General features: G+C 66.7%; 23 protein-coding genes and 1 pseudogene. 12 read left to right on the top strand and 12 right to left on the bottom strand.

What is annotated here, in order from left to right:
* The first annotated feature begins 40 nt into the window (after positions 1–40).
* The gene (locus Tharo_RS09835; RefSeq protein ID WP_245880869.1) at positions 41–1732 is read left to right on the top strand and encodes a putative bifunctional diguanylate cyclase/phosphodiesterase; all 1692 of its coding nucleotides are present in this window, start codon (positions 41–43) and stop codon (positions 1730–1732) included.
* Between the two features lie 26 nt (positions 1733–1758).
* Positions 1759–2724, top strand: a complete 966-nt coding sequence (corA, locus tag Tharo_RS09830) for a magnesium/cobalt transporter CorA (protein ID WP_107221024.1) — start codon at positions 1759–1761, stop codon at positions 2722–2724.
* Between the two features lie 223 nt (positions 2725–2947).
* On the opposite strand, the gene Tharo_RS17740 is transcribed toward corA, so the two are convergent.
* Entirely contained in the window at positions 2948–3214 is a 267-nt protein-coding gene (locus Tharo_RS17740; protein ID WP_211309591.1) for a hypothetical protein, read from the bottom strand.
* A 229-nt stretch (positions 3215–3443) separates the two neighbouring features.
* Here Tharo_RS17740 and vapB point away from each other — a divergent pair, with 229 nt between their 5' ends.
* From vapB to Tharo_RS18170, 4 genes are all read left to right on the top strand, one after another.
* On the top strand, positions 3444–3677 hold the full coding sequence (vapB, locus tag Tharo_RS09820) for a type II toxin-antitoxin system VapB family antitoxin (protein WP_107221023.1): 234 nt from the start codon (positions 3444–3446) through the stop codon (positions 3675–3677).
* Entirely contained in the window at positions 3677–4078 is a 402-nt protein-coding gene (gene vapC, locus Tharo_RS09815) for a type II toxin-antitoxin system tRNA(fMet)-specific endonuclease VapC (RefSeq protein WP_107221022.1), read from the top strand. The genes vapB and vapC overlap by 1 nt, the downstream gene beginning before the upstream one ends.
* Positions 4079–4408: 330 nt before the next feature.
* A complete protein-coding gene (locus Tharo_RS09810) occupies positions 4409–4732 on the top strand; it encodes a HepT-like ribonuclease domain-containing protein (protein WP_107221021.1) in 324 nt (107 codons plus the stop codon).
* Positions 4696–4860, top strand: a complete 165-nt coding sequence (locus Tharo_RS18170; RefSeq protein WP_211309590.1) for a WecB/TagA/CpsF family glycosyltransferase — start codon at positions 4696–4698, stop codon at positions 4858–4860. Before Tharo_RS09810 ends, Tharo_RS18170 begins: the two co-directional genes overlap by 37 nt.
* 20 nt (positions 4861–4880) lie before the next feature.
* On the opposite strand, the gene Tharo_RS09800 is transcribed toward Tharo_RS18170, so the two are convergent.
* Positions 4881–5375: a GNAT family N-acetyltransferase gene (locus Tharo_RS09800; protein WP_107221020.1), complete on the bottom strand. Its 495-nt coding sequence runs from the start codon at positions 5373–5375 to the stop codon at positions 4881–4883.
* Positions 5372–5659 (bottom strand): type II toxin-antitoxin system TacA family antitoxin, encoded by a 288-nt coding sequence (locus Tharo_RS09795; RefSeq protein WP_107221019.1) that lies wholly within the window; start codon positions 5657–5659, stop codon positions 5372–5374. Before Tharo_RS09795 ends, Tharo_RS09800 begins: the two co-directional genes overlap by 4 nt.
* A gap of 240 nt (positions 5660–5899) precedes the next feature.
* On the opposite strand from Tharo_RS09795, the pseudogene Tharo_RS09790 reads away from it, so the two are divergent.
* Positions 5900–6301 (top strand): annotated as a pseudogene (locus Tharo_RS09790) (cupin domain-containing protein); the annotation flags it as partial.
* A gap of 66 nt (positions 6302–6367) precedes the next feature.
* Positions 6368–7750, top strand: coding sequence for a membrane-bound lytic murein transglycosylase MltF (gene mltF / locus Tharo_RS09785; protein WP_107221018.1), 1383 nt, complete (start codon positions 6368–6370; stop codon positions 7748–7750).
* Positions 7751–8277: 527 nt separating this feature from the next.
* Here mltF and serS read toward each other — a convergent pair.
* Entirely contained in the window at positions 8278–9570 is a 1293-nt protein-coding gene (serS, locus tag Tharo_RS09780; protein WP_107221017.1) for a serine--tRNA ligase, read from the bottom strand.
* A gap of 271 nt (positions 9571–9841) precedes the next feature.
* Here serS and Tharo_RS09775 point away from each other — a divergent pair, with 271 nt between their 5' ends.
* Positions 9842–10105 (top strand): hypothetical protein, encoded by a 264-nt coding sequence (locus Tharo_RS09775; RefSeq protein WP_107221016.1) that lies wholly within the window; start codon positions 9842–9844, stop codon positions 10103–10105.
* On the opposite strand, the gene Tharo_RS09770 is transcribed toward Tharo_RS09775, so the two are convergent.
* From Tharo_RS09770 to Tharo_RS09760, 3 genes are all read right to left on the bottom strand, one after another.
* On the bottom strand, positions 10077–11444 hold the full coding sequence (locus Tharo_RS09770; RefSeq protein WP_107221015.1) for a replication-associated recombination protein A: 1368 nt from the start codon (positions 11442–11444) through the stop codon (positions 10077–10079). The genes Tharo_RS09775 and Tharo_RS09770 overlap by 29 nt on opposite strands.
* A gap of 99 nt (positions 11445–11543) precedes the next feature.
* Positions 11544–12206: an outer membrane lipoprotein periplasmic chaperone LolA gene (gene lolA / locus Tharo_RS09765; RefSeq protein ID WP_107221014.1), complete on the bottom strand. Its 663-nt coding sequence runs from the start codon at positions 12204–12206 to the stop codon at positions 11544–11546.
* Entirely contained in the window at positions 12203–14491 is a 2289-nt protein-coding gene (locus Tharo_RS09760) for a DNA translocase FtsK (RefSeq protein WP_107221013.1), read from the bottom strand. The genes lolA and Tharo_RS09760 overlap by 4 nt, the downstream gene beginning before the upstream one ends.
* A 286-nt stretch (positions 14492–14777) precedes the next feature.
* Between Tharo_RS09760 and Tharo_RS09755 the strand changes: the two genes are divergently transcribed.
* From Tharo_RS09755 to Tharo_RS09745, 3 genes are all read left to right on the top strand, one after another.
* Entirely contained in the window at positions 14778–15449 is a 672-nt protein-coding gene (locus Tharo_RS09755; protein WP_107221012.1) for a Crp/Fnr family transcriptional regulator, read from the top strand.
* Between the two features lie 122 nt (positions 15450–15571).
* Positions 15572–16522, top strand: a complete 951-nt coding sequence (gene trxB, locus Tharo_RS09750) for a thioredoxin-disulfide reductase (RefSeq protein WP_107221011.1) — start codon at positions 15572–15574, stop codon at positions 16520–16522.
* An 8-nt stretch (positions 16523–16530) separates the two neighbouring features.
* Positions 16531–17673 (top strand): Smr/MutS family protein, encoded by a 1143-nt coding sequence (locus tag Tharo_RS09745; protein WP_107221010.1) that lies wholly within the window; start codon positions 16531–16533, stop codon positions 17671–17673.
* A 44-nt stretch (positions 17674–17717) separates the two neighbouring features.
* Here Tharo_RS09745 and Tharo_RS09740 read toward each other — a convergent pair whose 3' ends face one another.
* From Tharo_RS09740 to Tharo_RS09720, 5 genes are all read right to left on the bottom strand, one after another.
* Positions 17718–18056, bottom strand: coding sequence for a P-II family nitrogen regulator (locus Tharo_RS09740; protein ID WP_107221009.1), 339 nt, complete (start codon positions 18054–18056; stop codon positions 17718–17720).
* Between the two features lie 35 nt (positions 18057–18091).
* Positions 18092–19720 (bottom strand): NAD+ synthase, encoded by a 1629-nt coding sequence (locus Tharo_RS09735; RefSeq protein ID WP_107221008.1) that lies wholly within the window; start codon positions 19718–19720, stop codon positions 18092–18094.
* 79 nt (positions 19721–19799) lie between these two features.
* Complete coding sequence (locus Tharo_RS09730; protein WP_107221007.1) at positions 19800–20363, bottom strand: NUDIX domain-containing protein; 564 nt, start codon at positions 20361–20363, stop codon at positions 19800–19802.
* Between the two features lie 88 nt (positions 20364–20451).
* A complete protein-coding gene (gene nuoN / locus Tharo_RS09725; RefSeq protein WP_107221006.1) occupies positions 20452–21921 on the bottom strand; it encodes an NADH-quinone oxidoreductase subunit NuoN in 1470 nt (489 codons plus the stop codon).
* Positions 21922–21964: 43 nt separating this feature from the next.
* Entirely contained in the window at positions 21965–23446 is a 1482-nt protein-coding gene (locus Tharo_RS09720; RefSeq protein WP_107221005.1) for an NADH-quinone oxidoreductase subunit M, read from the bottom strand.
* Positions 23447–23463: the final 17 nt, after the last annotated feature.

Below are 23463 nucleotides of genomic sequence, written 5' to 3'. Positions count from 1 at the left end.
TGCCGAAAGCGCATTCTTCAGGCTGCCAGGCGCCCTGCTGATGGTTCTCGACGAGAACTGGGTGATCCAGATGATGAGCGAGTCATGGCAGGAAGTGCTCGGCCTCGGTCAGGACGCACTGCGCTGGCACCCGTTCATCGAGGTCGTGCACGAACTCGACCGCGAGGACATGATCGACCGCCTGTGCCGCATCGGCGACGAGTTGTCGACGGTGCGCTTTTCGTGCCGCTGTCGCAGAAGCGACGGCACCTATGTCGGCCTGGCGTGGAGCGTCAGCTTCGACCCCGACCACATGCTGTTCTACGCTTCGGCGCACGAAACCGGGGTAAACCTCTCGGAGCACGAAGCCCGGCTGCCGGAAGTCTTCGTCGATGGCCTGACCGGCCTGCCCAACCGCGGTCTGTTCCTCGACCGCGTCAATCACGCGATGCAACGCGCCCAGCGCAACAAGCAGCTCCAGTTCGCCGTCATCCACTGCGGCATCGATCGCTTCAGCGTCATCAACCACAGCCTCGGTAACCGCATCGGCGATCTGCTGCTGATCGAGATCGCCAACCTGCTGCGCCGCTCCACCCGGCCGACCGACATGATCGCGCGCCTCGGCGGCGACGAGTTCGGCATCCTGCTCGAAGACATCAAGGACCCCACCTCCCCGGTGCGGGTCATCAAGCGCCTGCAGGAAAGCTGCGTCCTGCCTTTCCGTCTGCACGAACATGAAGTCTTCGCCAGCATGTCGGCGGGAATGACGATGAACAATTCCCACTACGACCATCCTGACGTCATGCTCCGCGACGCCAGCCTGGCGATGAACCGGGCCAAGACCCAGGGCGGCGGCGGCTACGCGATGTTCGACCGCGGCATGCACGAAGAAGCCTTGCGCCGGCTCGACCTCGAGCTCGATCTGCGCCGCGCCCTCGAGCGCAATCAATTCGAAGCCTATTACCAGCCAATCGTGCGCCTGCGCGACACCCGGCTGGTCGGCTTCGAAGCGCTGGTGCGCTGGAACCACCCCGAGCGCGGGCTCATTTCCCCCGCCGAATTCATCCCCCTGGCCGAAGACAGCGGCCTGATCGTCCCCATCGGGCGCTGGATGCTCGACACCGCATGCGCCCAGATGCGCCGCTGGCAGCTCGCCTTCCCGCGCCGCCCGGCGCTGACCGTCAGCGTCAACCTCTCCGCACGCCAGCTGACCCACCCCGAGCTGCTGCCGGAGATCCGCCGCACCCTGCGCGAGAGCGGGCTTTCCCCGCGCCACCTGAAGCTCGAAATCACCGAAAGTGCGGCGATGGAAGACGGCGAGCGCGCGATCGAGCTGATGAGCGCCCTCAAGCGCACCCGGCTCAAGCTGATGCTCGACGACTTCGGCACCGGCTACTCCTCGCTGTCCTATCTGCACCGCCTGCCGATCGACACACTGAAGGTCGACCGCTCGTTCATCCGGCACGTTCACGACCGGGCGGCCGACCGCAGCTTCGTCGAAACCATCCTCAACCTCGCCCACAAGCTGGGCCGCGAGGTCGTCTGCGAGGGCGTCGAACTTCCCGCCCAGGAAGCGCTGCTGCGCGGGCTGGGGGCCGAATTCGCCCAGGGTTTCCTGTATTCGCGTCCGGTCACCGCTGCCCAGGCGGAAATGCTGATCATCGACGACCTGGAAAACCCCGGCCGCCTGCTGCGCGACATCACCCCCGCGCCCGGCCCGCAGACGGCGGACGCCCCGACCCGCGCCCACTGACGTCGTCCCTGTCGAGCCTGCGCGCCATGCTCATCAACTGCACCGCCTACCAGCACGGACGCAAGCTCGCGGACATCCCGGTCGCGGCGATCAGCGACTACCTGCAGCGCGCCGACACCTTCATCTGGGTCGCGCTCAAGGACCCGACGGCCGAGGAACTCGCGCAGATGAAAGCGGAGTTCGCCCTCCACGAGCTCGCCGTCGAAGATGCCCACCACGGCCACCAGCGCCCGAAAGTCGAGGAATACGAGAACGAGCTGTTCGCGGTGATGCACCTCATCGAGGAAAAGGACAACGCTCTCGAAGTCGGCGAAGTGCACGTGTTCGTCGGCACCAACTACATCCTGTCGGTGCGCAACCGCAGCGAGCGCGGCTTTATCGACGTTCGCCGTCGCTGCGAGCGCGAGCCGAAAATGCTCGCGAAAGGCGCGGGCTACGTGTTCTACGCCTTGATGGACGCCGTCGTCGATCGCTACTTCCCGGTCATCGAAGGCCTCGAATCCGAGCTCGAAGCGCTCGAAGAGCGCATTTTCACCAAGGGCGCGGCGCACTCCAGCATCCGCCGGCTGTACCGCCTGAAACGCAAGGTCACCCTCCTCAAGCACGCGGTGACGCCGCTGATGGAAGCCGCCGGCAAGCTGCACAGCGGCCGCGTGCCCGAAGTCTGCGCCAACAGCCGGCACTACTTCCGCGACGTGTACGACCACCTGACCCGGCTCAACGCCTCGCTCGACAGCATCCGCGACACCATCGTCACCGCGATCCAGGTCAACTTGTCGATGGTCGCCATCGACCAGACCGAAATCGCCAAGCGGCTCGCCGCCTGGGCCGGGATCTTCGCCGTCGCCACCGCCTTCGCCGGCATCTGGGGCATGAATTTCGCCCACATGCCCGAGCTCGAGTGGCAGTACGGCTACCCCTTTGGCATCACCGTGATCGCAGCCACGAGCGCTTTCCTGTGGTGGCGCTTCAAGAAAGCGAAATGGCTGTGATGTTTCCGGCGGAGCCGACGGTCGGGTGCCGCCGGCGGCGGGCGCGGTAGAAGCCGGCCAGAAGCGGTCGACCGTTCTGCTGGCGAAGATCAGCGGGGCTGCGGCGGTGCGCTGCCCCAGCCGTTCAAATGGCTGCTTCGCTTGCGCACTACAGGCCTGCGGCGTACGGAAGGGTCACCCCTCTTCAATTGTCCGCGCTTGATATCAACTGGTCTTATAGACATTATCGAAAAAAGATAACTTTCATAATATCGATATAGACATGGATCCCGTTCAAAACCCGTACGCCCCAGGAGCCGGCTCTCCGCCGCCTGATCTCGCTGGCAGAGACGAGCTGCGCCGAATCGTCCGCATCGCGCTGCAGCGGATCCGGATCGGTAATCCGGCCAAGAGCGTCCTCATGGTCGGTCTCCGAGTCGTCGGTAAAACCGTGCTCCTCGAACGGATACGTGTGCTGCGGTGTAGGAGCAGCGGCAGTCGGGGTCTGCATCCGCCCGCGGCGCAGCACGGGCACTATCGCTGGTGGCGGCCGGCGGAGATGCGCGCGAGCGCGGCGGTGCATGGGAATACGCGGGCGTATGGGGTGGACACGCCTGGGTGGTGATGCGTGGGGCTGCTGCCGCTCCGACAGCCCTGGCAACGTACCGGCTCCGAGCGGGCGCACGACGCGGCGTGGGATATACTTTCGCCGTATCCCAATCCATGAGCTGGAGACATCCATGACTACAAGTACCGTCTTCACGAACAATCGCAGCCAGGCCGTGCGACTGCCGGCAGACATGCGCTTGCCCGCGAACGTCAAGCGCGTGGACGTCCGGGCCCGCGGGTTGGAGCGGATCATCGCGCCGGTAGGCCACACGTGGGATTCGTTCTTCATCAACGGGCCGCAGGTTGCCGACGATTTCATGGAAACCCGCGCCAGCCAGGAACAGCAGGAACGCGAGGCGCTCTGATGCTGCGCTACCTGCTCGACACGAACATCGTAATCTGCGTGATCAAGCGCCGGCCGCTGTCGGCACTTGCGCTGTTCAACGAGAACGCCGGGCATCTGGCGATCTCGTCGATTACCCTCGCGGAGCTGATGCACGGCGCCGAGAAAAGCAACGCGCCAGCGCGTTCGCTTGCCGCTGTCGAGGACTTCTGCTGTCGCCTCGAGGTGCTGCCCTACGGCCCGAAAGCAGCAATGCACTATGGCAACATCCGCGCCCAACTGGAATCTCGCGGGCAGACAATCGGCGTCAATGATCTGCACATTGCAGCACACGCACGTAGCGAGGGTCTGACGCTCGTTTCGAACAACTTGGGCGAGTTCGAGCGAGTGGAAGCATTACAGTTGGCTAACTGGGCAGCCTGAGGGCGGAGGGTAGGCGGGGTCAGGTCTTTCATTGCTCACTGCCTGGGCCTCTCAGTGGGCGCCTGCGACATGGTCAACATCGATGGCATCGTGGTCGCGGTCGAGCCCGAATCCTGCGCTGTCCTGCTGCAGGGAATCGAATCGGCCCTGGCGATGCCCACCGCGCCGTCTATTCCTGCTCGTCGACCCGGCGCCCGATGCATCCCTCCTCGACCTCGCGCACATTCAGGTCGAGCTCGAAACCCGGCTTGGCGTATCGGTGGATGTGCTCACCCCGGCGGCGCTACCTCCCAAGTTCCGCAGTCAGATCCTGCACGAGGCACAAGCAGTATGAACAAGAAGGCCCTGCGGCTGAACGACTACGTGCACCACATACGCGACGCCGCTGATCGCATCCAGCGTTACACGTTCGGCAAATCGCAGCTCGATTTCACCGCAGACGAGCAACTGCAGGATGCCGTCGCCCGCAACATCGAGATCATCGGCGAGGCCGCACGCAATGTCAGCCTGCATGCACCGGAATTCGAGCAACAGAACCCCCAGATCCCTTGGGCAGCGCTGTACGCCATGCGAAACCGGGTGAGTCACGGCTACTGGACCATCGACCTTGCCGTCGGATGCAGCGCCGGGGGCTGGAGTGGCTGTACCGGGTGATCCAGGAACCGCGCCGGATGTGGAAGCGGTATCTGGTGACGAATGCGAAGTTCGGGGGGGTTGTTGGTGAGGGAGAAGGTGCGGCGGGTGCTGAGAGGGGCTTCGGTGGGGGCGCGGTGAGCAGATAACGGGAACTACCCGCCGCAGGTCACTCCAGCCCTGCACGCACATCCGCGATAGTGGCCATCAAGGTCATGGGCTCCAGCGGCGAGGACTCAAAGCCGACATGCTCGTAAAATGCCTGCGCTTCAGGTGAGAGCGCATGCACCAGCAGCCCCCGAATGCCAATGGCGTCGGCTGCCGCCATCACCCGCAAGCACGCATCACGTACCAGGGCGCGGCCGATGCCCTGGCCACGCAAGGACTGGTCGATGGCCAGGCGACCGAGCACAAGCACAGGAATCGGATCAGGCATAGTGCGCCGCAAACGCCCTGTGGCCAGCTCGGCAGCGACAGCACTGGAGGCCAGAGCGTAGTAGGCCAGCACCCGGTTGTCCTCGCATACCACGAATGTACGTGAAGCACCCGTTGCCTGGTTCTTCAAGGCCCGTTGCTTGAGCCAGCGATCCAGACTCTCGACGCCGCAGGAGAATGCGTCGGTGTCGTGATGTGCCGCCAGAGGCTCGGGCGCCGCCAGCGTCACACCCGATCCCATGGGGCAGGCGATTGAAGTGTCTTTTGCAGACGGGCGTTGGGCGCTACCGGGCGATCCAGGCGCGCCACAAACTCGGCATAGGCTTGGGGGCTGACGCGGATCAGCGCCTGGTCGAGCAAGGTCTCTTCTGCCGCCTGACGAGCGGCATCGAGGATGAAGTCCGTGCGATTCTTGCCGCGCACCTTGGCAGCACGGTCAATCAGACCGCGCACCTCAGGTTTGATGCGCAGGTTGAGTGTGTCGCGCTTGGCGACGGGTTCGACCGTGGGCATGATCGTCGCTCCTTTTGTTTCAGGCGCCTAATATAGCAATTTGTAGTGGCATTGTCATTACAGCGCCTCGACTTCCACCCCCCTCGGCGGTATCGATTTCGCCAACCCGCTCATCGAATCGCAGCCCACGTGCGAGGAGTAGGTAATAAGCATTCCACCCGCACGATACAAAGTTAGGTGAAAATTCCGACGGGGCAGCGTTGCAACGCCGCTGACTCCAAACGAACAAGCCATCCTCGCCAGGAGGTGAAGAAGATCGTCGAGCAGATCCGCGACAACGGCTGCTACGAGCACATCAACCACCGCGAGGTGTACCGCCCCTGGGGGATGTACGACTCGATCGATGCCGGCCACCGCTACCAGGTCAAGCGCATCACCGTGCAACCGGGGGCGAAGCTGTCGGTGCAGATGCACCACCACCGCGCCGAGCACTGGATCGTGGTCAGCGGCACCGCGCGCGTGACCAACGGCGACAAGACCTACCTCGTCACCGAGAACCAGTCCACCTACATCCCCATCGGCCAGCTCCATGCGCTGGAAAACCCCGGCAAGATCCCGCTCGAGCTGATCGAGGTGCAGTCGGGCGCCTATCTGGGGGAGGACGACATCGTGCGTTTCGAGGACAAGTACGGACGGGCCTGACGCAGCCGTTGCCCGCCGATCGGGCAACGGGCAGAATCCGCTCTCCGTCCGCCATCTCCGCTCACTTTGCACCTTCTGCTGACCGCTCTGGTCGCCCTCTTCCTCACCGCCTGCGGGCCGCAGCAGGCGCTACCGCTGGCCGACTACCGCAGCCTGGGCGAGCTGCGCGTGGCGACGCGTCACGATGCGATCTCGTATCACCTCGATGCGCAGGGCGAGGCCGGCGGCTTCGAATACGAGTTGCTGCTCGCGCTCGGCGAGGCGCTCGGGGTTCCGGTGCGCTTCGATCGCTATCCGGACGCCACCCGCGCGCTCGATGCGGTGATCCTGGGGCGGGCCCACCTGGCAGCGGCCGGCCTGGGGCGTAACGAGCGCCTGCCGCTGCACTGGTCGGCGGCGCTGCGCGAGGTCGATTACGTGATCGCCGGCCGCGCCGACGCGGGGGCGATCGATGACGAGGCCGGGCTCGCCGGCCGCAGCGTCAGCGCCCGGCGCGGCTCACTCGCCGCCGAGCACCTGACGCAGATCCGCAAGCGTGTGCCGAGCCTGGACGTGCGTTTCCCGGTCGGATCGGGCGAGGAAACCCTGCTCGCGGAGCTTGCCGCCGGCGAGCTCGACCTCGTCGCCACCGACCGCCTGCACTACGCTTTCGCTTCGCGGGTGCATCCGCAGCTGGCAATCGTGCGCGAGCTGCCTGGACGCTCATCGATTTCCTGGGCGATGCCGCTGGGCAACCCCGAGCTGGCTGCGGCGGTGGACGCCTTCATCGAAGAGGCCCGCAGCAGCGGCCGGCTGGCGCGCTTGGCCGACCGCCATTTCGGCCACGTGCGCCGACTCGACGACACCGACATCACGACTTTTCTCGTCCGCATCCACGAGCGCCTGCCGCGCTACCGGGCTTTTTTCCACGAGGCCGAGGCGCAGACCGGAATCGACTGGCGTTACCTGGCCGCGGTCGCCTACCAGGAATCGCACTGGAACCCGGACGCCACCTCCCCTACCGGAGTGCGCGGAATGATGATGCTGACTTCGGACACGGCCGATCGCCTCGGTGTCGCCAACCGCCTCGATCCGCGCCAGAGCATCCTGGGCGGGGCGCGCTATCTGGCGATGCTCAGGGAGCAACTGCCGGAACAGGCCCCCGAACCCGACCGCTCGTGGATGGCGACCGCCGCCTACAACCTGGGCATGGGGCACTTCAGCGGCGCACGCAGCATCGCCCGCAGCCAGGGCAAGGACGATCTGTCATGGTGGGACCTGAAGTCGGTGCTGCCCCTGCTGTCGAGGCCGGAATACGCCGCGCGCCTGAAATCTGGCGCGGCACGGGGTGGTGAAGCCGTGGTGATGACCGAGAACGTGCGCAGCTACCACGACATCCTGATGCGGCTCGAAGCACCGTATTCGTCCACCCTGAACCTGCCCGCCCTCTCTCTCGGCCGACCACGGTAGGGGCGACCCGCCGGGTCGCCCCTACAACCCCACGAACCGCCCCGACGCCCCGACGCCCCGACGCCCCGACGCCCCGACGCCCCGACGCCCCGACGCCCCGACGCCCCGACGCCCCGACGCCCCGACGCCCCGACGCCCCGACGCCCCGGCGAATCGCCCAACGACGCCGGCGAATCACCCGACGGCCCGACGAATCCCCCGACGCCCCGGCGAATCGCCCGACGACCCGACGAATCGCCCCGACGACCCGACGAATCGCCCGACGACCCCGCGCATCGCCCGACGCCCCGGCGAATTGCCCGACGACGCCGGCGAATCGCCCGACGGCCCGACGAACCGCCGGACGCCCCGGCAAATCACCCGACGCCCCGGCGAATCGCCCGATGCCCCGGCGAATCGCCCGACGACCCGGCGGATTACCCGACGACCCCACGGATCACCCCGACGCCCGGGCGGGCGGTAGGGGCGACCCGGTGGGTCGCCCCGGGGTCCGGTGATTCAACTGCAGGCGCAGCCCGGGGCGCGTTTCACAGCGGCGCTTCGATCCGTTCGATGCCCCCCATGTAGGGCACGAGCGCCTTCGGAATGACGATCGAGCCGTCCGCCCGCTGGTGGTTCTCCAGCACGGCGACCAGCGTCCGCCCCACCGCCAGCCCGGAGCCGTTGAGGGTGTGCACCAGCTCGTTCTTGCCCTGCGCGTTCTTGAACCGGGCCTGCATGCGGCGCGCCTGGAAGGATTGGCAGTTGGAGCAGCTGGAGATTTCACGATACGTGTTCTGCGCCGGCAGCCACACTTCGAGGTCGTAGGTTCTGGCCGCGGAAAAGCCCATGTCGCCGGTGCACAGCGTGATCACCCGGTAGGGCAGCTCGAGCTTTTGCAGGATTGCTTCGGCGTGGCCGACCATCTGCTCGAGCGCCTCGTCGCTCTTCGACGGTTCGACGATCTGCACCATCTCGACCTTGTCGAACTGATGCTGGCGGATCATGCCGCGCACGTCGCGCCCGCCGCTGCCCGCTTCCGAGCGGAAGCACGGGCTGTGCGCGGTGAGCCGGATCGGCAGCGCATCGAGCGCGAGGACCGCTTCGCGCACGCTGTTGGTGAGGGTGATCTCGGCGGTGGGGATGAGGTACTGCTCCAGCCCCTCCTCGTCGCCGCCGCGCAGCACCCAGAACAGGTCTTCCTTGAACTTGGGCAGCTGGCCGGTGCCGACCAGGGCGTCGCGATTGACGATGTAGGGGGTGTAGCACTCGGTATAGCCGTGCTCGCGGGTGTGGGTGTCGAGCATGAACTGGGCGAGAGCGCGGTGCAGGCGGGCGACCGGACCGCGCAGGAAGGCGAAACGCGCGCCCGACAGCTTGGCGCCGGTTTCGAAATCCAGCCCCAGCGGCGCCCCCAGATCGACATGGTCGCGAACCTCGAAGTCGTAGCTGCGCGGTGTGCCCCAGCGCCGCACCTCGACGTTGCCCGACTCATCCTCGCCCACCGGCACATTTTCCTGCGGCAGGTTGGGCAGCACGGCGAGGAAGGCGTCGATGCGCTCGAGCAGTGCCGGCAGGGCCTGCTCGCAAGCCTTCAGCTCGTCCCCAAGCTGCGCGACTTCGGCCATCACGCCTGAGGCATCTTCGCCCTTGCTCTTGAGCATGCCGATCTGCTTGGACAGGGCGTTGCGCCGCGCCTGCAGCTCCTGGGTGCGGGTCTGCAACTGTTTGCGCTCGTCTTCCAGGGCCTGGAAGGCCGCGGTGTCGAGCGCTACGCCGCGGCGGGCAAGACCTGCGGCGACGGTGTCGAGGTGGTTGCGAAGAAGCTGGATATCGAGCATCGGGAAATTCCTGGTACGTGTTGAATCAAGAGCTTGCCTGAGAGTACTGAAGCTCTTTCGATGAAAACACGCGCAAGCGGCTCGCTTTCCAGGCTTTCGTCAGCAATGCCGCAGCGCAAAAATTAACTTTTCCAATCAATGACTTGAGGAGCCGAATTCGAGCTTGAAAAAACCCGTTCAGCGCTTATCCTGAAAGTCTCGGTTGCGCACGCGGAGGGAGCCGCGCTCCTGCCGCGCTGCACCCATGGTTTTACGCAAAGAGGAGTTCAGCATGCTATCGATTCGTGACTGCCTCGACTACTGCGACCTGACCGACGATGAGGTCGCCCTCATCGCCGAGCACGAAGAAATTCCCGATGCGGCCGCTGCCCAGGTGGCCTGCGGCTTGGTGCAGACGCCGGAAGGCGTGATGGTCCTGACCGGGTACATGCTCGATCTGATCGAGCGCGCCAACGCCCACGGCGATGTCGACAAGGCCGCCCATGCGGCCTCGGTCTGCGCCCGGTTCATGGCGGATCATCCCCTGCTCCACTGAGCCGCCCTCCCCTGTTGCCGGTGGCGTTCGCGTCGCTGCGCGCGGCGGCATCGAGTGCGCGCAGGTGGGCGAGCTTTTCGGCGATCTTCGCTTCCATGCCGCGCGCCACCGGACGGTACCAGGCGGGACGGGGCATGCCGTCGGGAAGGTAGTCCTCGCCCGCCGCGTAGCCCTCGGGTTCGTCGTGGGCGTAGCGGTAGGCCTTGCCGTAATCGAGCGACTTCATCAGTCGGGTCGGGGCATTGCGCAGGCGTAGCGGCACCGGCCGCGAATCGTCCTGGGCGACGAAAGCGCGCGCCGCCTTGTAGGCCTTGTACACCGCGTTCGACTTCGCCGCGCAGGCCATGAAGATAGTCGCTTCGGCCAGCGCGAGCTCGCCCTCGGGCGAGCCCAGGCGTTCGTAGGTGGCGCAGGCATTGAGCGCGATCTCGAGGGCGCGCGGGTCGGCGAGGCCGATGTCCTCGGTGGCCATGCGGATCAGCCGGCGGCCCAGATAGAGCGGGTCGGCGCCGCCGTCGAGCATGCGGCACAGCCAGTACAGCGCAGCATCGGGATCGGAGCCGCGCACCGATTTGTGCAGGGCCGAAATCTGGTCGTAGAAGGCTTCGCCGCCCTTGTCGAAGCGGCGCAGCTTGCGCGACAACGCCTGGTCGATAAAGGCGGCGCTGACCGGGGCCACGGCAGCGGTCTCGGCAGCGATCTGGACCTGCTCGATCAGGTTCATCAGCCGGCGGGCATCGCCGTCGGCAAAGCCGATCAGGCGTGCGCGGGCATCGTCCTCGAACACCAGCGCCGGACAGGCGGCGGCATGGGCGCGCTCGAACAGCCGCGCCAGCGCCTCGCCGTCGAGCGCTTCGAGCACGTACACCGCGGCCCGCGACAGCAGCGCGGAATTGACCTCGAACGACGGGTTCTCGGTGGTGGCGCCGATGAAAGTCACCAGCCCCTGCTCGACATAGGGCAGGAAGGCGTCCTGCTGGGCCTTGTTGAAGCGATGCACCTCGTCGACGAAGAGGATCGTGTGGCGCCCGCGCGCTTTGGCCGCCTGGGCCTGGCCGATCGCCTCGCGGATTTCCTTGACCCCCGAGAACACCGCCGACAAGGCGATGAAATCGGCATCGAAGCCCTGCGCCATCAGCCGCGCGAGGGTGGTCTTGCCGACTCCGGGCGGCCCCCACAGGATCATCGAGTGCGGGCGGCGCGACTCGAACGCCAGACGCAGGGGCTTGCCCGGCCCGAGCAGGTGGGCCTGGCCGGCGACTTCGTCCAGCGTCTTCGGCCGCATGCGCTCGGCCAGCGGGACCTGGGGCGGCTCGAGCGAATCGAAAAGGTCGGTCATGGGATGCGGCAAAAGCCGAAGCGGACGCCGGGATTCAGCGCCCCAGCCAGCGCGGCGGCTGCGGGAGGAACGAGCGCAGGCATCGAAGCCGGTTTCCGCTCACCGTGCCGGGCCCGGCACGGTGCCGATGATGTCCGCACCGGCCGGCGGAGTGAAGCGGAAACGGTCGCCAGCGAGCACCGGATCGAGCTCCAGGCGGGTGAAATGGATCCGCGTGGTCTGGCCGAAGGGATCGTGCATTTCCATCTGGCGCAGCTCGCCCCCCGCGAGGCCGAGGCGCAGCGACTCGAAACCGCTGTCGGAGCGCAGTGGCCGCGCTTCCACCCAGGTCAGGCCGTCGCGCTCGCCACCATCGGCGAGTTCGAAGCTGTCTTCGAGCGCGCCGCTGCCGAACAGGATGGCCGCGGGCGTGGCGCCCAGCGCATCGCCGATCTCGCGCACCGTGACCTGGTTCAGGTCGGGGTCCCAGATCCACAGGTTCTGGCCGTCGCCGACCAGCAGCTGGCGATACGGGCGGTCGTACTCCCAGTGGAAGCGGCCCGGCCGCGTGTAGGCGAAACGACCCGCAGCCTGCTGCGGCTTGCGCCCGGATTTCGCCACGACCGTCTGCTCGAACGTGCCTTCGGCACTGCGCGCGCGGGCGACGAAGGCCTTCAGCTGGGCGACGCCGTCCGCGGCCACCGCCAGACTCGCCGCTGCTGCCAGTGCCATCCCCGCTACAGCGCGCAGCAGGGACGCCGCGCGCAGACTGAACCACTTCATTCGCTCTCCTTGGCCGGCACGATCACGTCGCGATTGCCGTTGCTTCCCATCGGCGAGACCAGCCCCGCCCGTTCCATCTGCTCGATCAGGCGCGCGGCGCGGTTGTAGCCGATGCGCAGGTGACGTTGTACCAGCGAAATCGACGGCCGGCGCGTCCTGATCACCACTTCGACCGCCTGGTCGTAGAGCGGATCGGCTTCGCCCTCGCCGCCCTCGCCACCGCCGAGCACCCCGTCCAGCTCGTCCTCGGCGGCCGCCAGGATGCCCTCGACGTAGTCGGGCGGGCCGATCTTCTTCAGGTGCTCGACGACCTTGTGCACCTCGTCGTCGGCGACGAAGGCGCCGTGCACACGCACCGGCAGGCCGGTACCCGGCGCCAGGTAGAGCATGTCGCCCATCCCCAGCAGCGTCTCCGCCCCCATCTGGTCGAGGATGGTGCGCGAGTCGATCTTGCTCGAGACCTGGAACGCGATGCGGGTGGGCACGTTGGCCTTGATCAGGCCGGTGATGACGTCCACCGACGGGCGCTGGGTGGCGAGGATCAGGTGGATGCCGGCGGCGCGGGCCTTCTGCGCCAGGCGCGCGATCAGCTCTTCGACCTTCTTGCCGACCACCATCATCATGTCGGCGAGCTCGTCGACGACGACGACGATGTAGGGCAGCGGCTCGAGCGGTTCGGGGTTTTCCGGGCTGATCGAGAACGGGTTGGTGAGCGGGGCCTCAGCCTTGCGCGCCTCGTTGACCGCCTTGTTGAAACCGGCGAGGTTGCGCACCCCGACCGCGGCCATCAGCTTGTAGCGCTTGTCCATTTCCGCCACGCACCAGTTGAGCGCGTTGGCGGCATGCTTCATGTCGGTGACGACCGGTGCCAGCAGGTGCGGAATGCCTTCGTAGATCGACAGCTCGAGCATCTTGGGGTCGATCATGATCAGGCGCACGCGCTCGGGCTCGCTCTTGTACAGCAGCGACAGGATCATCGCGTTGATCCCCACCGATTTGCCCGAACCGGTGGTGCCGGCCACCAGCAGGTGGGGCATCTTGGCCAGATCGGCGACCACCGGCTGGCCGCCGATGTCCTTGCCCAGCACCACGGTGAGCGGCGAATGCATGTCGTTGTAGGCCTTGGAGCCGACAATCTCGGACAGGCGCACCATCTGCCGCTTCGGGTTGGGCAACTCGAGCGCCATGCACGACTTGCCGGGCACGGTCTCGACCACCCGAATCGACACCAGCGACAGCGCACGGGCGAGATCCTTGGCCAGGTTCACCACCTGGCTGCCCTTCACGCCGGTAGCGGGCTCGACCTCGTAGCGGGTGATCACCGGGCCGGGATAGGCGGCGAGCACCTTGACCTCGACACCGAAGTCGGCGAGCTTGTTTTCGATCACACGCGAAGTGAATTCGAGCGCTTCGGCCGACGGCGGCTCGGTCGTCGCGCTGGCTGGATCGAGCAACCCGACCGGCGGCAGCGCGCCTTCGATGGCGTCGGCGAACAGGGTCTGCTGGCGCTCTTTTTCGATGCGCTCGGATTTGACCACGGTGGCCACCGCCGGCTCGATACGCAACGGCGTCGGCGGGGTCTTTTCGCTCTTGCGGCGGCGGCTCTCGAGCACGACTTCGCGCTTTTGCGCGGTCTGGCGGCCGATGCGGCGGTCCTGCCAGCGCTGCCAGGCCTGCTGCACACCGACCACCGACTGCTCGAGCCCCAGCCCGACGCGCTCGACCACGGCGATCCACGACAGCCCGGTGAATAGGGACAGCCCGCAGGCGAGCAGAGCCAGCAGCAGCAGCGTGCCGCCGGTGAAGCCGAAATAGCGCTGGCTGAGCTGGCCGAACTCCATCCCGATCAGCCCGCCCGGCGCCAGCGGGACGGTCGCACCGTGGGAATGGAAGCGCAGGAATTCGAGCGCGCTGCTGGTCAGGAGCACGGCGAGAAAGCCGACCAGGACGAAAATGAAGGAACGCCGGTCGAGCGCCAGGCGGTTCTTGATCCGCCGGAACCCCCACACCAGGCTGTAGCCGAGAAAGACCACCCACCACCACGAAGACAGGCCGAACAGGTACAGCAGCAGATCCGCGAGCCAGGCGCCGAAACGCCCGCCCGGGTTCGCCACCCCTGCCACGTCGGAAGCGTGCGACCAGCCCGGGTCGCTCTTGGAATACCCCAGCAGGATGAGGCCGACGTAGAGCGACATGACGCCCAGGATCAACCAGCGCGCCTCCTGCAGCAGCAGCGAGATCTTTTCCGGCAAGGGCTGGGAGCGGGACGACGGACGGGGCAGCATGAACAGGGGGAGCGGCGGCCGGAGTGGAACAACGTCGGGATTATACGGGATCGCCCAGTCCTGCCGTCCGCGATGTTGCGCCTGCTCACAAACGCCGCAGCACCGGCAGGCGGCGGCAGGACCGGCGCCGGAGCGGGCGTGTGGGCCCGCCCCGGCGCGCCGCTCCGGGGGGCTGTCGTGCAATCGCTGCTGGCTCACCGCGGAATCGTCTACTACACTTTCGCGTCGCGCTGCCGTCCGCCCCGCGGAGCCGCCCGCCGCCCCGCTATCGAACGCTGGAGTCGCCATGCCCCGGATCGCCACCGTCTCCGTCATCGCCCTGAAAACCTTCCCGCTGTTCCACGGACTTTCCGACCAGGCGCTGGATGCCGTGGCGCAGGTGGCGATGATGCGCCGTGTGGCGCGCGGGCAGTCGGCGCTGATCGCCGGCGACCGGCCCGACTATGTCTACCTGGTGCTGACCGGCAGCCTCAAGGTCGTGGTCAGCGACGAAGACGGGCGCGAAGTGATCCTCTCCATCCTGGGCCAGGGCGAACTCTTCGGCGAGATGGCGATGTTCGATGAGCAGCCGCGCTCGGCATCGGTGGTCGCGGTCATGCCATCGGACCTGGTGCTGATCGCCAAGCAGGATTTCCGCCGCATCATGGAGGGCAGCTTCGACGTTTCGTGGCGCATCATGTGCAACCTCGCCGAGCGTCTGCGCCATGCCGATCGCAAGATCGAGAGCCTCGCCCTGATGGACGTCTACGGCCGGGTCGCACGGCTGCTGATCGAGATGGCCGAGGACGTGGACGGCGAGACCGTGCTCGTGCGCCGCCTGTCCAAGCAGGACATCGCCAAGATGATCGGCGCCTCGCGCGAGATGGTCAGCCGTGTGATGAAGGATCTCGGCCAGCAGGGCCTGATCGAGGAGCGGGCCGACGGCATCGTGCTGCGCGAGCGCCTGAGCGAAATCTGAACGCCGTCCGGGCGCGGAGCCGCCGCGTGAAAGTGCAGCCGGCGCGATCGCGGCCTGCGGGATCGGGACTGCACCCTCGGCTATAATCGGCCCTTCGTTCGCAACCCGCAGGAATGCCCTTCATGACCACCAAACACGCCCGCCTGCTGATCCTCGGTTCCGGCCCGGCCGGCTACACGGCCGCGGTCTATGCCGCACGCGCCAACCTTGCTCCCGTGCTCGTCACCGGTCTTGCCCAGGGCGGCCAGCTGATGACCACGACCGATGTAGACAACTGGCCGGCCGATGCCGACGGCGTGCAGGGGCCCGAGCTGATGGCGCGCTTCCAGAAGCATGCCGAGCGCTTCAACACCGAGATGATCTTCGACCACATCCACACCGTGGAACTGGCCCGAAGGCCCTTCCGCCTGGTCGGCGATTCGGGCGAATACACCTGCGATGCGCTGATCATCGCCACCGGCGCCACGGCGAAGTACCTCGGCCTGCCTTCGGAAGAAAAGTTTGCCGGTCGCGGCGTTTCCGCCTGCGCGACCTGCGACGGCTTTTTCTACCGCAACCAGGAGGTCGCCGTGATCGGCGGCGGCGATACCGCAGTCGAAGAAGCGCTGTACCTGGCCAACATCGCGAAAAAAGTCACCCTGGTGCACCGCCGCGAACAGTTCCGCGCCGAGAAGATCATGATCGACAAGCTGATGGAGAAGGTCGCCGCCGGCAAGATCGAACTCGCGCTCAACGCCACCCTCGACGAGATCCTCGGCGACAGCTCCGGTGTCACCGGGATGCGGATCAAGGACGTGGCCTCGGGCACGACCCGCGAGGCGGCCTTGCAGGGCGTATTCATCGCGATCGGGCACAAGCCCAACTCCGACATTTTCGAAGGCCAGCTCGAAATGGAGAACGGCTACATCGTCACCCAGGGCGGGCGCCACGGCAACGCCACCCAGACCAGCGTGGCGGGCGTGTTCGCCGCCGGCGACGTCCAGGATCACACCTACCGCCAGGCGGTGACGTCGGCCGGAACCGGCTGCATGGCCGCGCTCGACGCCGAGCGCTATCTCGACGCCCTGGGCTGAACGCCACCATGGCCCGCCGTCCGCGCACCCCGACTTCCGCGGCGAAAACCGGCGGGGATGGCGAGCGCGGCAAGGCCGGCAACGGCCCTTTCGCCGCGCTGCGCCGGCAGCTCCGGGAACAGCAGGAGGCGGCGACGCGCCCTGCTGTTCCGCCTGCCTCGCCACCCCCGGACAGCGGGCGCGCAGCGGCGAAAAAGATACCTCCCGCGCCATCCGGCGGCGCACGCGCCGATGCTGTCCAGGCACCGGACGGTAGCGGCACGGCGCCGGTGGACGAAGCCGAGCGGACATTGTTCCGCCAGGCGCTCGGCGCGGTCCGCCCGCTGCGCCGCAACGACCGGGCCGAAATCGAACCGCCCCGCCCCGCTCCCGTCCCGCGCCGTCGGGAGCGCGCCGAAGAAGACCTCGCCCCGCCCCCGCGCCGCGCGGAATCCGACCCGTTGCAGGCCGCCTATGCCGGCGTCGTGCCGCTGCGCGACCGCGGCCGGGTGGAACTGGAAACGGCGCACCGCCACCACGCCCGCGCCCCTGCCACCGCGAGCGACGCCCGGATCCAGCGTCCGGACGCGATCGTGCTGCCGGCCGAGGTCGAGGCGAGCGATCCGGCGGCGCTGTTCCGCCTTGTGGTCGGCGACACCCGGCCGCTGGACCACGACAACCGGGTCGAACTGGAACGCCCGGCGCCCGCCCCGGCACCGGTCAAGCACGACGCCGACGAACGGGCGGCGCTGGATGAATCGCTGATCGCTCCGCTCACTTTCGAGGACCGTCTCGACATGGGCGACGAGGCCGCGTTCCTGCGCGCCGGCCTGCCCCGCCGCGTGCTCACCGACCTGCGCCGCGGACGCTGGGTGCTGCAGGGCCAGATCGACCTCCACGGGCTGACCCGCGACGAAGCGCGCGCCGCCCTCGGCCACTTCCTCCACGACAGCCTCAGCCAGGGCAGGCGCTGCATCCGCGTGATCCACGGCAAGGGCCACGGTTCGCCGGGGAAGGAATCGATCCTCAAGCAGCTCTCGCGCGGCTGGCTGGCCCAGCGCGAGGAGATCCTCGCCTTCTGCCAGGCCGGTCCGCACGAAGGCGGCAGCGGCGCCTTGCTGGTGCTGCTGCGCGCCCGGAATGCCACACCGCGCAGGGTCGAGCCGACCTGAGAGGCGCGGCGGGACAGGCGGGGCGATACAGGGACAGCGGCGGCTCAGATCGCCGCTTCGTTGGTTTCGCCGGTGCGGATGCGGATCACCTGCTCCACCGCCATCACGAAGATCTTGCCGTCGCCGATCTTGCCGGTATGCGCGGCCTTGATGATCGCCTCCACAGCCGGATCGACCATGTCGTCGGCGAGGACGAGCTCTACCTTGATCTTGGGCAGGAAGTCGACGACGTATTCCGCGCCGCGGTACAGCTCGGTATGCCCTTTCTGGCGGCCGAAGCCCTTCACTTCGGTCACCGTCAGGCCGGTGATCCCCACTTCGGACAGGCCTTCACGCACTTCGTCCAGCTTGAACGGCTTGATGATCGCTTCGATCTTCTTCATCCCTTTTCTCCTTGTCGAATGTTGCAGAACTCGTTTCAGAACTCGTCCTGATAGCGGGACGTGATCGGGTAGCGCCAGTCGCGGCCGAAGCCGCGCGGGGTGACGCGGATGCCGACCGGGGACTGGCGGCGCTTGTATTCGTTGCGCTTGAGCATCGCCACCGTGCGCCGGACCTCGGCCTCGGGGTGGCCAGCGGCGATGATCTCGCGCGGGGATTCGTCGCGCTCCATGTAGGCTTCGATGATCGCATCGAGGACTTCGTAGGGGGGCAGGCTGTCCTGGTCCTTCTGATCGGGCTTGAGCTCGGCCGAAGGCGGGCGGTCGATGATGTTCTGCGGGATCACCGGAGCGACCGTGTTGCGCCAGGTCGACAGGCGGAACACGAAGGTCTTGTACAGATCCTTCAGCACCGCGAAGCCGCCGGCCATGTCGCCGTAGAGGGTGGCGTAGCCGGTGGCCATCTCGCTCTTGTTGCCGGTGGTGAGGACGATCGCGCCGGTCTTGTTCGACAGCGCCATCAGGATCATGCCGCGGATGCGGCTCTGCAGGTTCTCTTCGGTGGTGTCGGCGGGCAGACCGGCGAATTGCGGCGCGAGCAGTTCAGCGAACACCTGCATCGCCGGCTCGATCGGGATTTCGTCGTAGCGCACTCCGAGCCGGCGCACCATCTCACGCGAGTCGTCCAGGCTCATCTGCGCGGTGTAGGGCGAAGGCATCATCACCGCACGCACCCGCTCCGCGCCCAGGGCGTCGACGGCGACGGCCAGGGTCAGGGCCGAGTCGATTCCTCCGGACAGGCCGATGATCGCCGAGGGGAAGCGGTTCTTGCCCAGATAGTCGCGCACTCCGGTCTTCAGCGCCTCGTACACTTCGGCTTCGAGCGTGCGCGGCGCGATCCGAACCGCACTCTGCCAGCGCCCCTCTTCCCAGCGCAGGACGTCGAGGCGTTCGGCGAACGTGCCCGCCTGGTAGGCCAGGGAGCCGTCGCCATCGAGGGCGAAGGAGGCGCCGTCGAAAACCAGCTCGTCCTGGCCGCCGACCATATTGCAGTACAGCACCGGAAGCCGGGTTTCGGTCACGCGCTCGCCCAGCACCTGCAGGCGCAGCGCCTGTTTGTTCATGTGGTAGGGCGAGGCGTTGAGCGCGAGCAGCACCTGCGCGCCCGCCGCCTTCGCCGCCCGTGCCGGCCCCGGCTCCCAGACGTCGGCGCAGATGTTGATGCCGAAGCGCACGCCCTTGCATTCGAACACGCAGGCTGCGGCGCCGGCTTCGAAGTAGCGTTCCTCGTCGAAGACTTCGTAGTTGGGCAGCAGGTTCTTGTGGTAGCTCGCGAGCACGCCGCGGCTGCGCAGCACCGAAGCGGTGTTGTAGCGCAAGCCGCCGGCCTCGGCCGGATGGCCGAGGACCACGGTGAGATCGGGGGCAGCGTCGGCGATGCGTTGCACTTCACGGGCACAGGCCCGGTAGAAGTCCGGCCGCAGCAACAGGTCTTCCGGCGGATAGCCGGAAAGCGCGAGCTCGGGCGTGAGCACGATGTCGGCGCCCGCGGCGCGCGCCTCGGCGATCGCGGCGATGATCCGGTCGGCGTTGCCGGTGAGGTCGCCGACGGTGAGATTGAGCTGGGCGACGGCGATGGTGACGGGGGAATGGACGCTGGCATTCATTCTGGAATCTCGATTATTGGGCGGCGGCCGCGCGCGCGGCCCGCTTGCGCAGGCACGGCGGCAATCGCGGTGGCGGTAGTCACTCCGCCCCGCGGATCAGCGGCAGGGCACGAAAGAAAGCGGTGATCGTCTTGGCGTCGGTGATCTCGCCGGCATGGATCCGGGCTTCGACGTCGGCGGCCGGAAGATGGAGTATTTCGAGGAACTCGCCCTCGTCCCAGGCGTGACCAACCTGCTCCAGGCCGCTGGCGTAGAAGATCTCGATGCGCTCGTCGGAATAGCCGATGCAGGGATGCATCACTCCGAGATGGTGCCAGCGGGCAGCGCGGTAGCCGGTTTCCTCGCGCAGCTCGCGCACGGCGCAGGCGAGGGGCTCCTCCCCCGCATCGATCTTGCCGGCGGGCAGTTCGAGAAAGGCCCGGCGCAGCGGATAGCGGTACTGGCGTTCGAACACCAGCGTACCGTCGTCGCAGCGGGCGACGACGACGACGGCGCCGGGGTGGCGGATATATTCGCGCACGCCCGCGCGACCGTCAGGCAGGCGGACGCGGTCGCGGCGGACATGGAGCAGCGCACCATCGAACACGCATTCGGTGGCCAGCTCGAGCTCGTGCAGGGGATCGTCGAGGTCAGGGGCACTCATGTTGCGATCCTAGCCGACCCGCGCCTGCCGCGCCACCGACGAGCGCCGGCGGCTGGGCGCCTTGCCGGCGCCGCTTCGGTCCGGCGTGTTAGAGCGAGCCCAGGAGCGCGTAGGCGCACAGCGACATCAGCATCTGCGGTGCGAGCCCGAGAGCCGCGATCGCAAGGCCGTTGGCCGACAGCATCACGCGCACTTCGGCCGGAGCGCGAATCGGCGCGGCATCGACCGGCTCGTCGAAGTACATCACCTTGACCACGCGCAGGTAGTAGAAGGCGCCGATCACCGACATCACCACCGCAAGCACCGCCAGCCACAGGTAGCCGGCCGCGACCACCGCCTGCAGCACCGACAGCTTGGCGAAGAAGCCGATGAAGAACGGCACCCCGGCCATCGAGAACATCACGAACAGCATCATCAGCGCGTACCACGAACTGCGCTTGTTGAGGCCCTTGAAGTCGTCGATGTTCTCGGCTTCGAAACCGGCGCGCGAGAGCAGGATCAGCATGCCGAACGAAGCCAGGCTCATGATCACGTAGGACACGGCGTAGAACATCGCCGAGCTGTAGGCGTTGAGGGCGAAGTGGCGATCCCCTTCAACGACGCCCGCGAGCAGGCCCAGCAGCATGAAGCCCATGTGCGAGATGCCCGAATAAGCGAGCATGCGCTTGATGTTCTGCTGGGCGATCGCGGCCAGATTGCCAAGCACGATCGAAGCCCCGGCGACCAGCATCAGCATCACCTGCCACTCTTCGGCGAGGTCGAACAGGGCCCAGATCAGCAGGCGCACCGCCATCGCGAACGCCGCCAGCTTGGGCGCGGTGGCGATCACCAGGGTGACTGCGGTCGGCGCCCCCTGATAGACGTCGGGCACCCACATGTGGAACGGCACCACGCCGAGCTTGAAGCAGATCCCGGCGACGAGGAAGACGAGGCCGAACATCAGCACGGTCTGGTTCGCCGACTGACTGTAGATCGCCTGAGCGATGCCGGAGAACTCCAGCGTACCGGTCGCGCCATAGACCATCGACATGCCGTAGAGGAGCAGGCCGGAGGCGAGCGCGCCGAGCACGAAGTACTTCATCGCGGCTTCGGTCGAACGCGAGGAGTCGCGGTCGAAGGCGACCATCGTGTACAGCGCCAGCGACATCATTTCGAGGCCGATGTACATCGGCAGCATGTGGTTGGCAGTGACCATCACCATCATGCCCAGCGTCATCAGCAGCGCGAGCAGGTAGTACTCGGGCTTGTCGATCTTGCGGTCGGCCAGATAGCCGCGGCCGTAGAGCAGCGCGATCGCGGTCGAGAAGTAGATCATCAGCTTCAGGAAGTCGCCCAGCAGGTCGCTGATGAACAGGTTGCTGAAGGTATAGACGACCTCGCCTTCCATCGTGAAGATGGTGATCAAGGCCGCCGCAATCAGGGTGAATTGGGTGAGGTGATAGGCGAGCCCGCGTGCGATGCCGCGCGCGAAGGTGCTCGCCAGCATGATCACCAGGGCCATCACGGCGACGAAGATTTCGGCCGCTGCGGGGTAGAAGTCGGGGACGACGAAATTCATCTTCTGACCAGTCCGTTAAGTGTCTCTCGAACGCGCGCCGCGCTCAGAGCTTGCTCACGGCAACATGCCGCAGGAGTTCGTTGACCGAGGCGTGCATCACTTCGGTGAAGGGGAAGGGGTACAGGCCCATCGCCAGCACGCATAGCGCCAGGATCGCGAGGAAGGCGAATTCACGACCGTTGATGTCGGTGAGTTCGGCCACGTGCTTGTTGGCGATCTTGCCGAAGACGACGCGCTTGTACATCCACAGCGAATAGGCCGCACCGAGGATCAGGGTGATCGCGGCAGTGAAGCCGATCCAGAAGTTGAACTGGACCGCGCCGAGCACGACCATGAATTCACCGACGAAGCCCGAGGTCGCCGGCAGGCCGGAGTTGGCCATCGCGAACAGCATGAAGAACGCGGCGAACTTGGGCATCGTGTGCACCACGCCGCCGTAGTCGGCGATCTGGCGCGAGTGCATGCGGTCGTAGAGCACACCGATGCACAGGAACATCGCGCCCGAGACGAAACCGTGCGAGATCATCTGCACCAGCGCCCCTTCCATGCCGAGCGGATTGAAGATGAAGAAGCCCAGGGTGACGAAGCCCATGTGCGAGATCGACGAGTAGGCCACCAGCTTCTTCATGTCGGCCTGCACCAGGGCGACGAAGCCGATGTACACCACGGCGATCAGCGACAGGGCGATCACCAGGGGGGCGAGCTGCTGCGCGGCATCAGGCACGATCGGCAGCGAGAAGCGCAGGAAACCGTAGGCGCCGAGCTTGAGCGCGATCGCCGCCAGCACCACCGAACCGCCGGTGGGCGCCTCGACGTGGGCATCGGGCAGCCAGGTATGCACCGGCCACATCGGCACCTTGACCCCGAACGCGACCAGGAAGGCAAGGAAGATCAGCACCTGCGGCTCGATCGCGAGCGGCACCTGGTGCCAGTCGAGGATGCTGAAGCTGCCGCCGGACTCCATGAACAGGTAGAGCAGCGCGATCAGCATCAGCAGCGAGCCGAGCAGCGTATAGAGGAAGAACTTGATCGCCGCGTAGACGCGGTTGGCGCCGCCCCAGATGCCGATGATCAGGTACAGCGGAATCAGCGAGGCCTCGAAGAAGACGTAGAACAGCACGCCGTCGAGCGCCGAGAAGATCCCGTTCATCAGCCCCGACATGATCAGGAACGCGGCCATGTACTGCGCGACCTTGTCCTGGATGACCTGCCAGCCCGCCATCACTACCAGAATGGTGATGAAGGCGTTGAGAATCACGAACAGCACCGACAGCCCATCGACCCCGAGGTGGTAGTTGATGTTGAAGCGCGGCACCCAGGGCATCAGCTCGGTGAACTGCATCGCGCTGGTGCTGGCGTCGAAGCCGGTATAGAGCGGAATGGTCACGATAAAGCCAGCCACCGCGACCGCGAAGGCGAGCATCCGCGCCAGCGGGGCATTGCGATCCGAGCCGGTGGCCAGCACCAGCAGGCCGCCGAGAATCGGCACCCAGACCGCCAGACTGAGGAGAGGAATGTCCGTCATCGTTGCTTTCCGTTCAG

The organism is Thauera aromatica K172 (genome assembly GCF_003030465.1).
GTDB lineage: Bacteria > Pseudomonadota > Gammaproteobacteria > Burkholderiales > Rhodocyclaceae > Thauera > Thauera aromatica.
This window is presented reverse-complemented; position numbering and strand designations above follow the sequence as displayed.

Bases quoted from the DNA above. Each gene is read 5' to 3' on its own strand.
- Tharo_RS09810 (WP_107221021.1), top strand. From the start codon at position 4,409: ATGAACAAGAAGGCCCTGCGGCTGAACGACTACGTGCACCACATACGC.
- Tharo_RS09740 (WP_107221009.1), bottom strand. From the start codon at position 18,056: ATGAAGAAGATCGAAGCGATCATCAAGCCGTTCAAGCTGGACGAAGTG.
- Tharo_RS09775 (WP_107221016.1), top strand. From the start codon at position 9,842: ATGCTATCGATTCGTGACTGCCTCGACTACTGCGACCTGACCGACGAT.
- lolA (WP_107221014.1), bottom strand. From the start codon at position 12,206: ATGAAGTGGTTCAGTCTGCGCGCGGCGTCCCTGCTGCGCGCTGTAGCG.
- Tharo_RS09760 (WP_107221013.1), bottom strand. From the start codon at position 14,491: ATGCTGCCCCGTCCGTCGTCCCGCTCCCAGCCCTTGCCGGAAAAGATC.
- vapC (WP_107221022.1), top strand. From the start codon at position 3,677: ATGCTGCGCTACCTGCTCGACACGAACATCGTAATCTGCGTGATCAAG.
- Tharo_RS09795 (WP_107221019.1), bottom strand. From the start codon at position 5,659: ATGCCCACGGTCGAACCCGTCGCCAAGCGCGACACACTCAACCTGCGC.
- Tharo_RS09770 (WP_107221015.1), bottom strand. From the start codon at position 11,444: ATGACCGACCTTTTCGATTCGCTCGAGCCGCCCCAGGTCCCGCTGGCC.
- serS (WP_107221017.1), bottom strand. From the start codon at position 9,570: ATGCTCGATATCCAGCTTCTTCGCAACCACCTCGACACCGTCGCCGCA.
- Tharo_RS09730 (WP_107221007.1), bottom strand. From the start codon at position 20,363: ATGAGTGCCCCTGACCTCGACGATCCCCTGCACGAGCTCGAGCTGGCC.
- Tharo_RS18170 (WP_211309590.1), top strand. From the start codon at position 4,696: ATGCAGCGCCGGGGGCTGGAGTGGCTGTACCGGGTGATCCAGGAACCG.
- Tharo_RS09745 (WP_107221010.1), top strand. From the start codon at position 16,531: ATGGCCCGCCGTCCGCGCACCCCGACTTCCGCGGCGAAAACCGGCGGG.
- Tharo_RS09720 (WP_107221005.1), bottom strand. From the start codon at position 23,446: ATGACGGACATTCCTCTCCTCAGTCTGGCGGTCTGGGTGCCGATTCTC.
- vapB (WP_107221023.1), top strand. From the start codon at position 3,444: ATGACTACAAGTACCGTCTTCACGAACAATCGCAGCCAGGCCGTGCGA.
- corA (WP_107221024.1), top strand. From the start codon at position 1,759: ATGCTCATCAACTGCACCGCCTACCAGCACGGACGCAAGCTCGCGGAC.
- trxB (WP_107221011.1), top strand. From the start codon at position 15,572: ATGACCACCAAACACGCCCGCCTGCTGATCCTCGGTTCCGGCCCGGCC.
- Tharo_RS09755 (WP_107221012.1), top strand. From the start codon at position 14,778: ATGCCCCGGATCGCCACCGTCTCCGTCATCGCCCTGAAAACCTTCCCG.
- nuoN (WP_107221006.1), bottom strand. From the start codon at position 21,921: ATGAATTTCGTCGTCCCCGACTTCTACCCCGCAGCGGCCGAAATCTTC.
- Tharo_RS17740 (WP_211309591.1), bottom strand. From the start codon at position 3,214: ATGCAGACCCCGACTGCCGCTGCTCCTACACCGCAGCACACGTATCCG.
- Tharo_RS09835 (WP_245880869.1), top strand. From the start codon at position 41: ATGGTTCTCGACGAGAACTGGGTGATCCAGATGATGAGCGAGTCATGG.
- Tharo_RS09735 (WP_107221008.1), bottom strand. From the start codon at position 19,720: ATGAATGCCAGCGTCCATTCCCCCGTCACCATCGCCGTCGCCCAGCTC.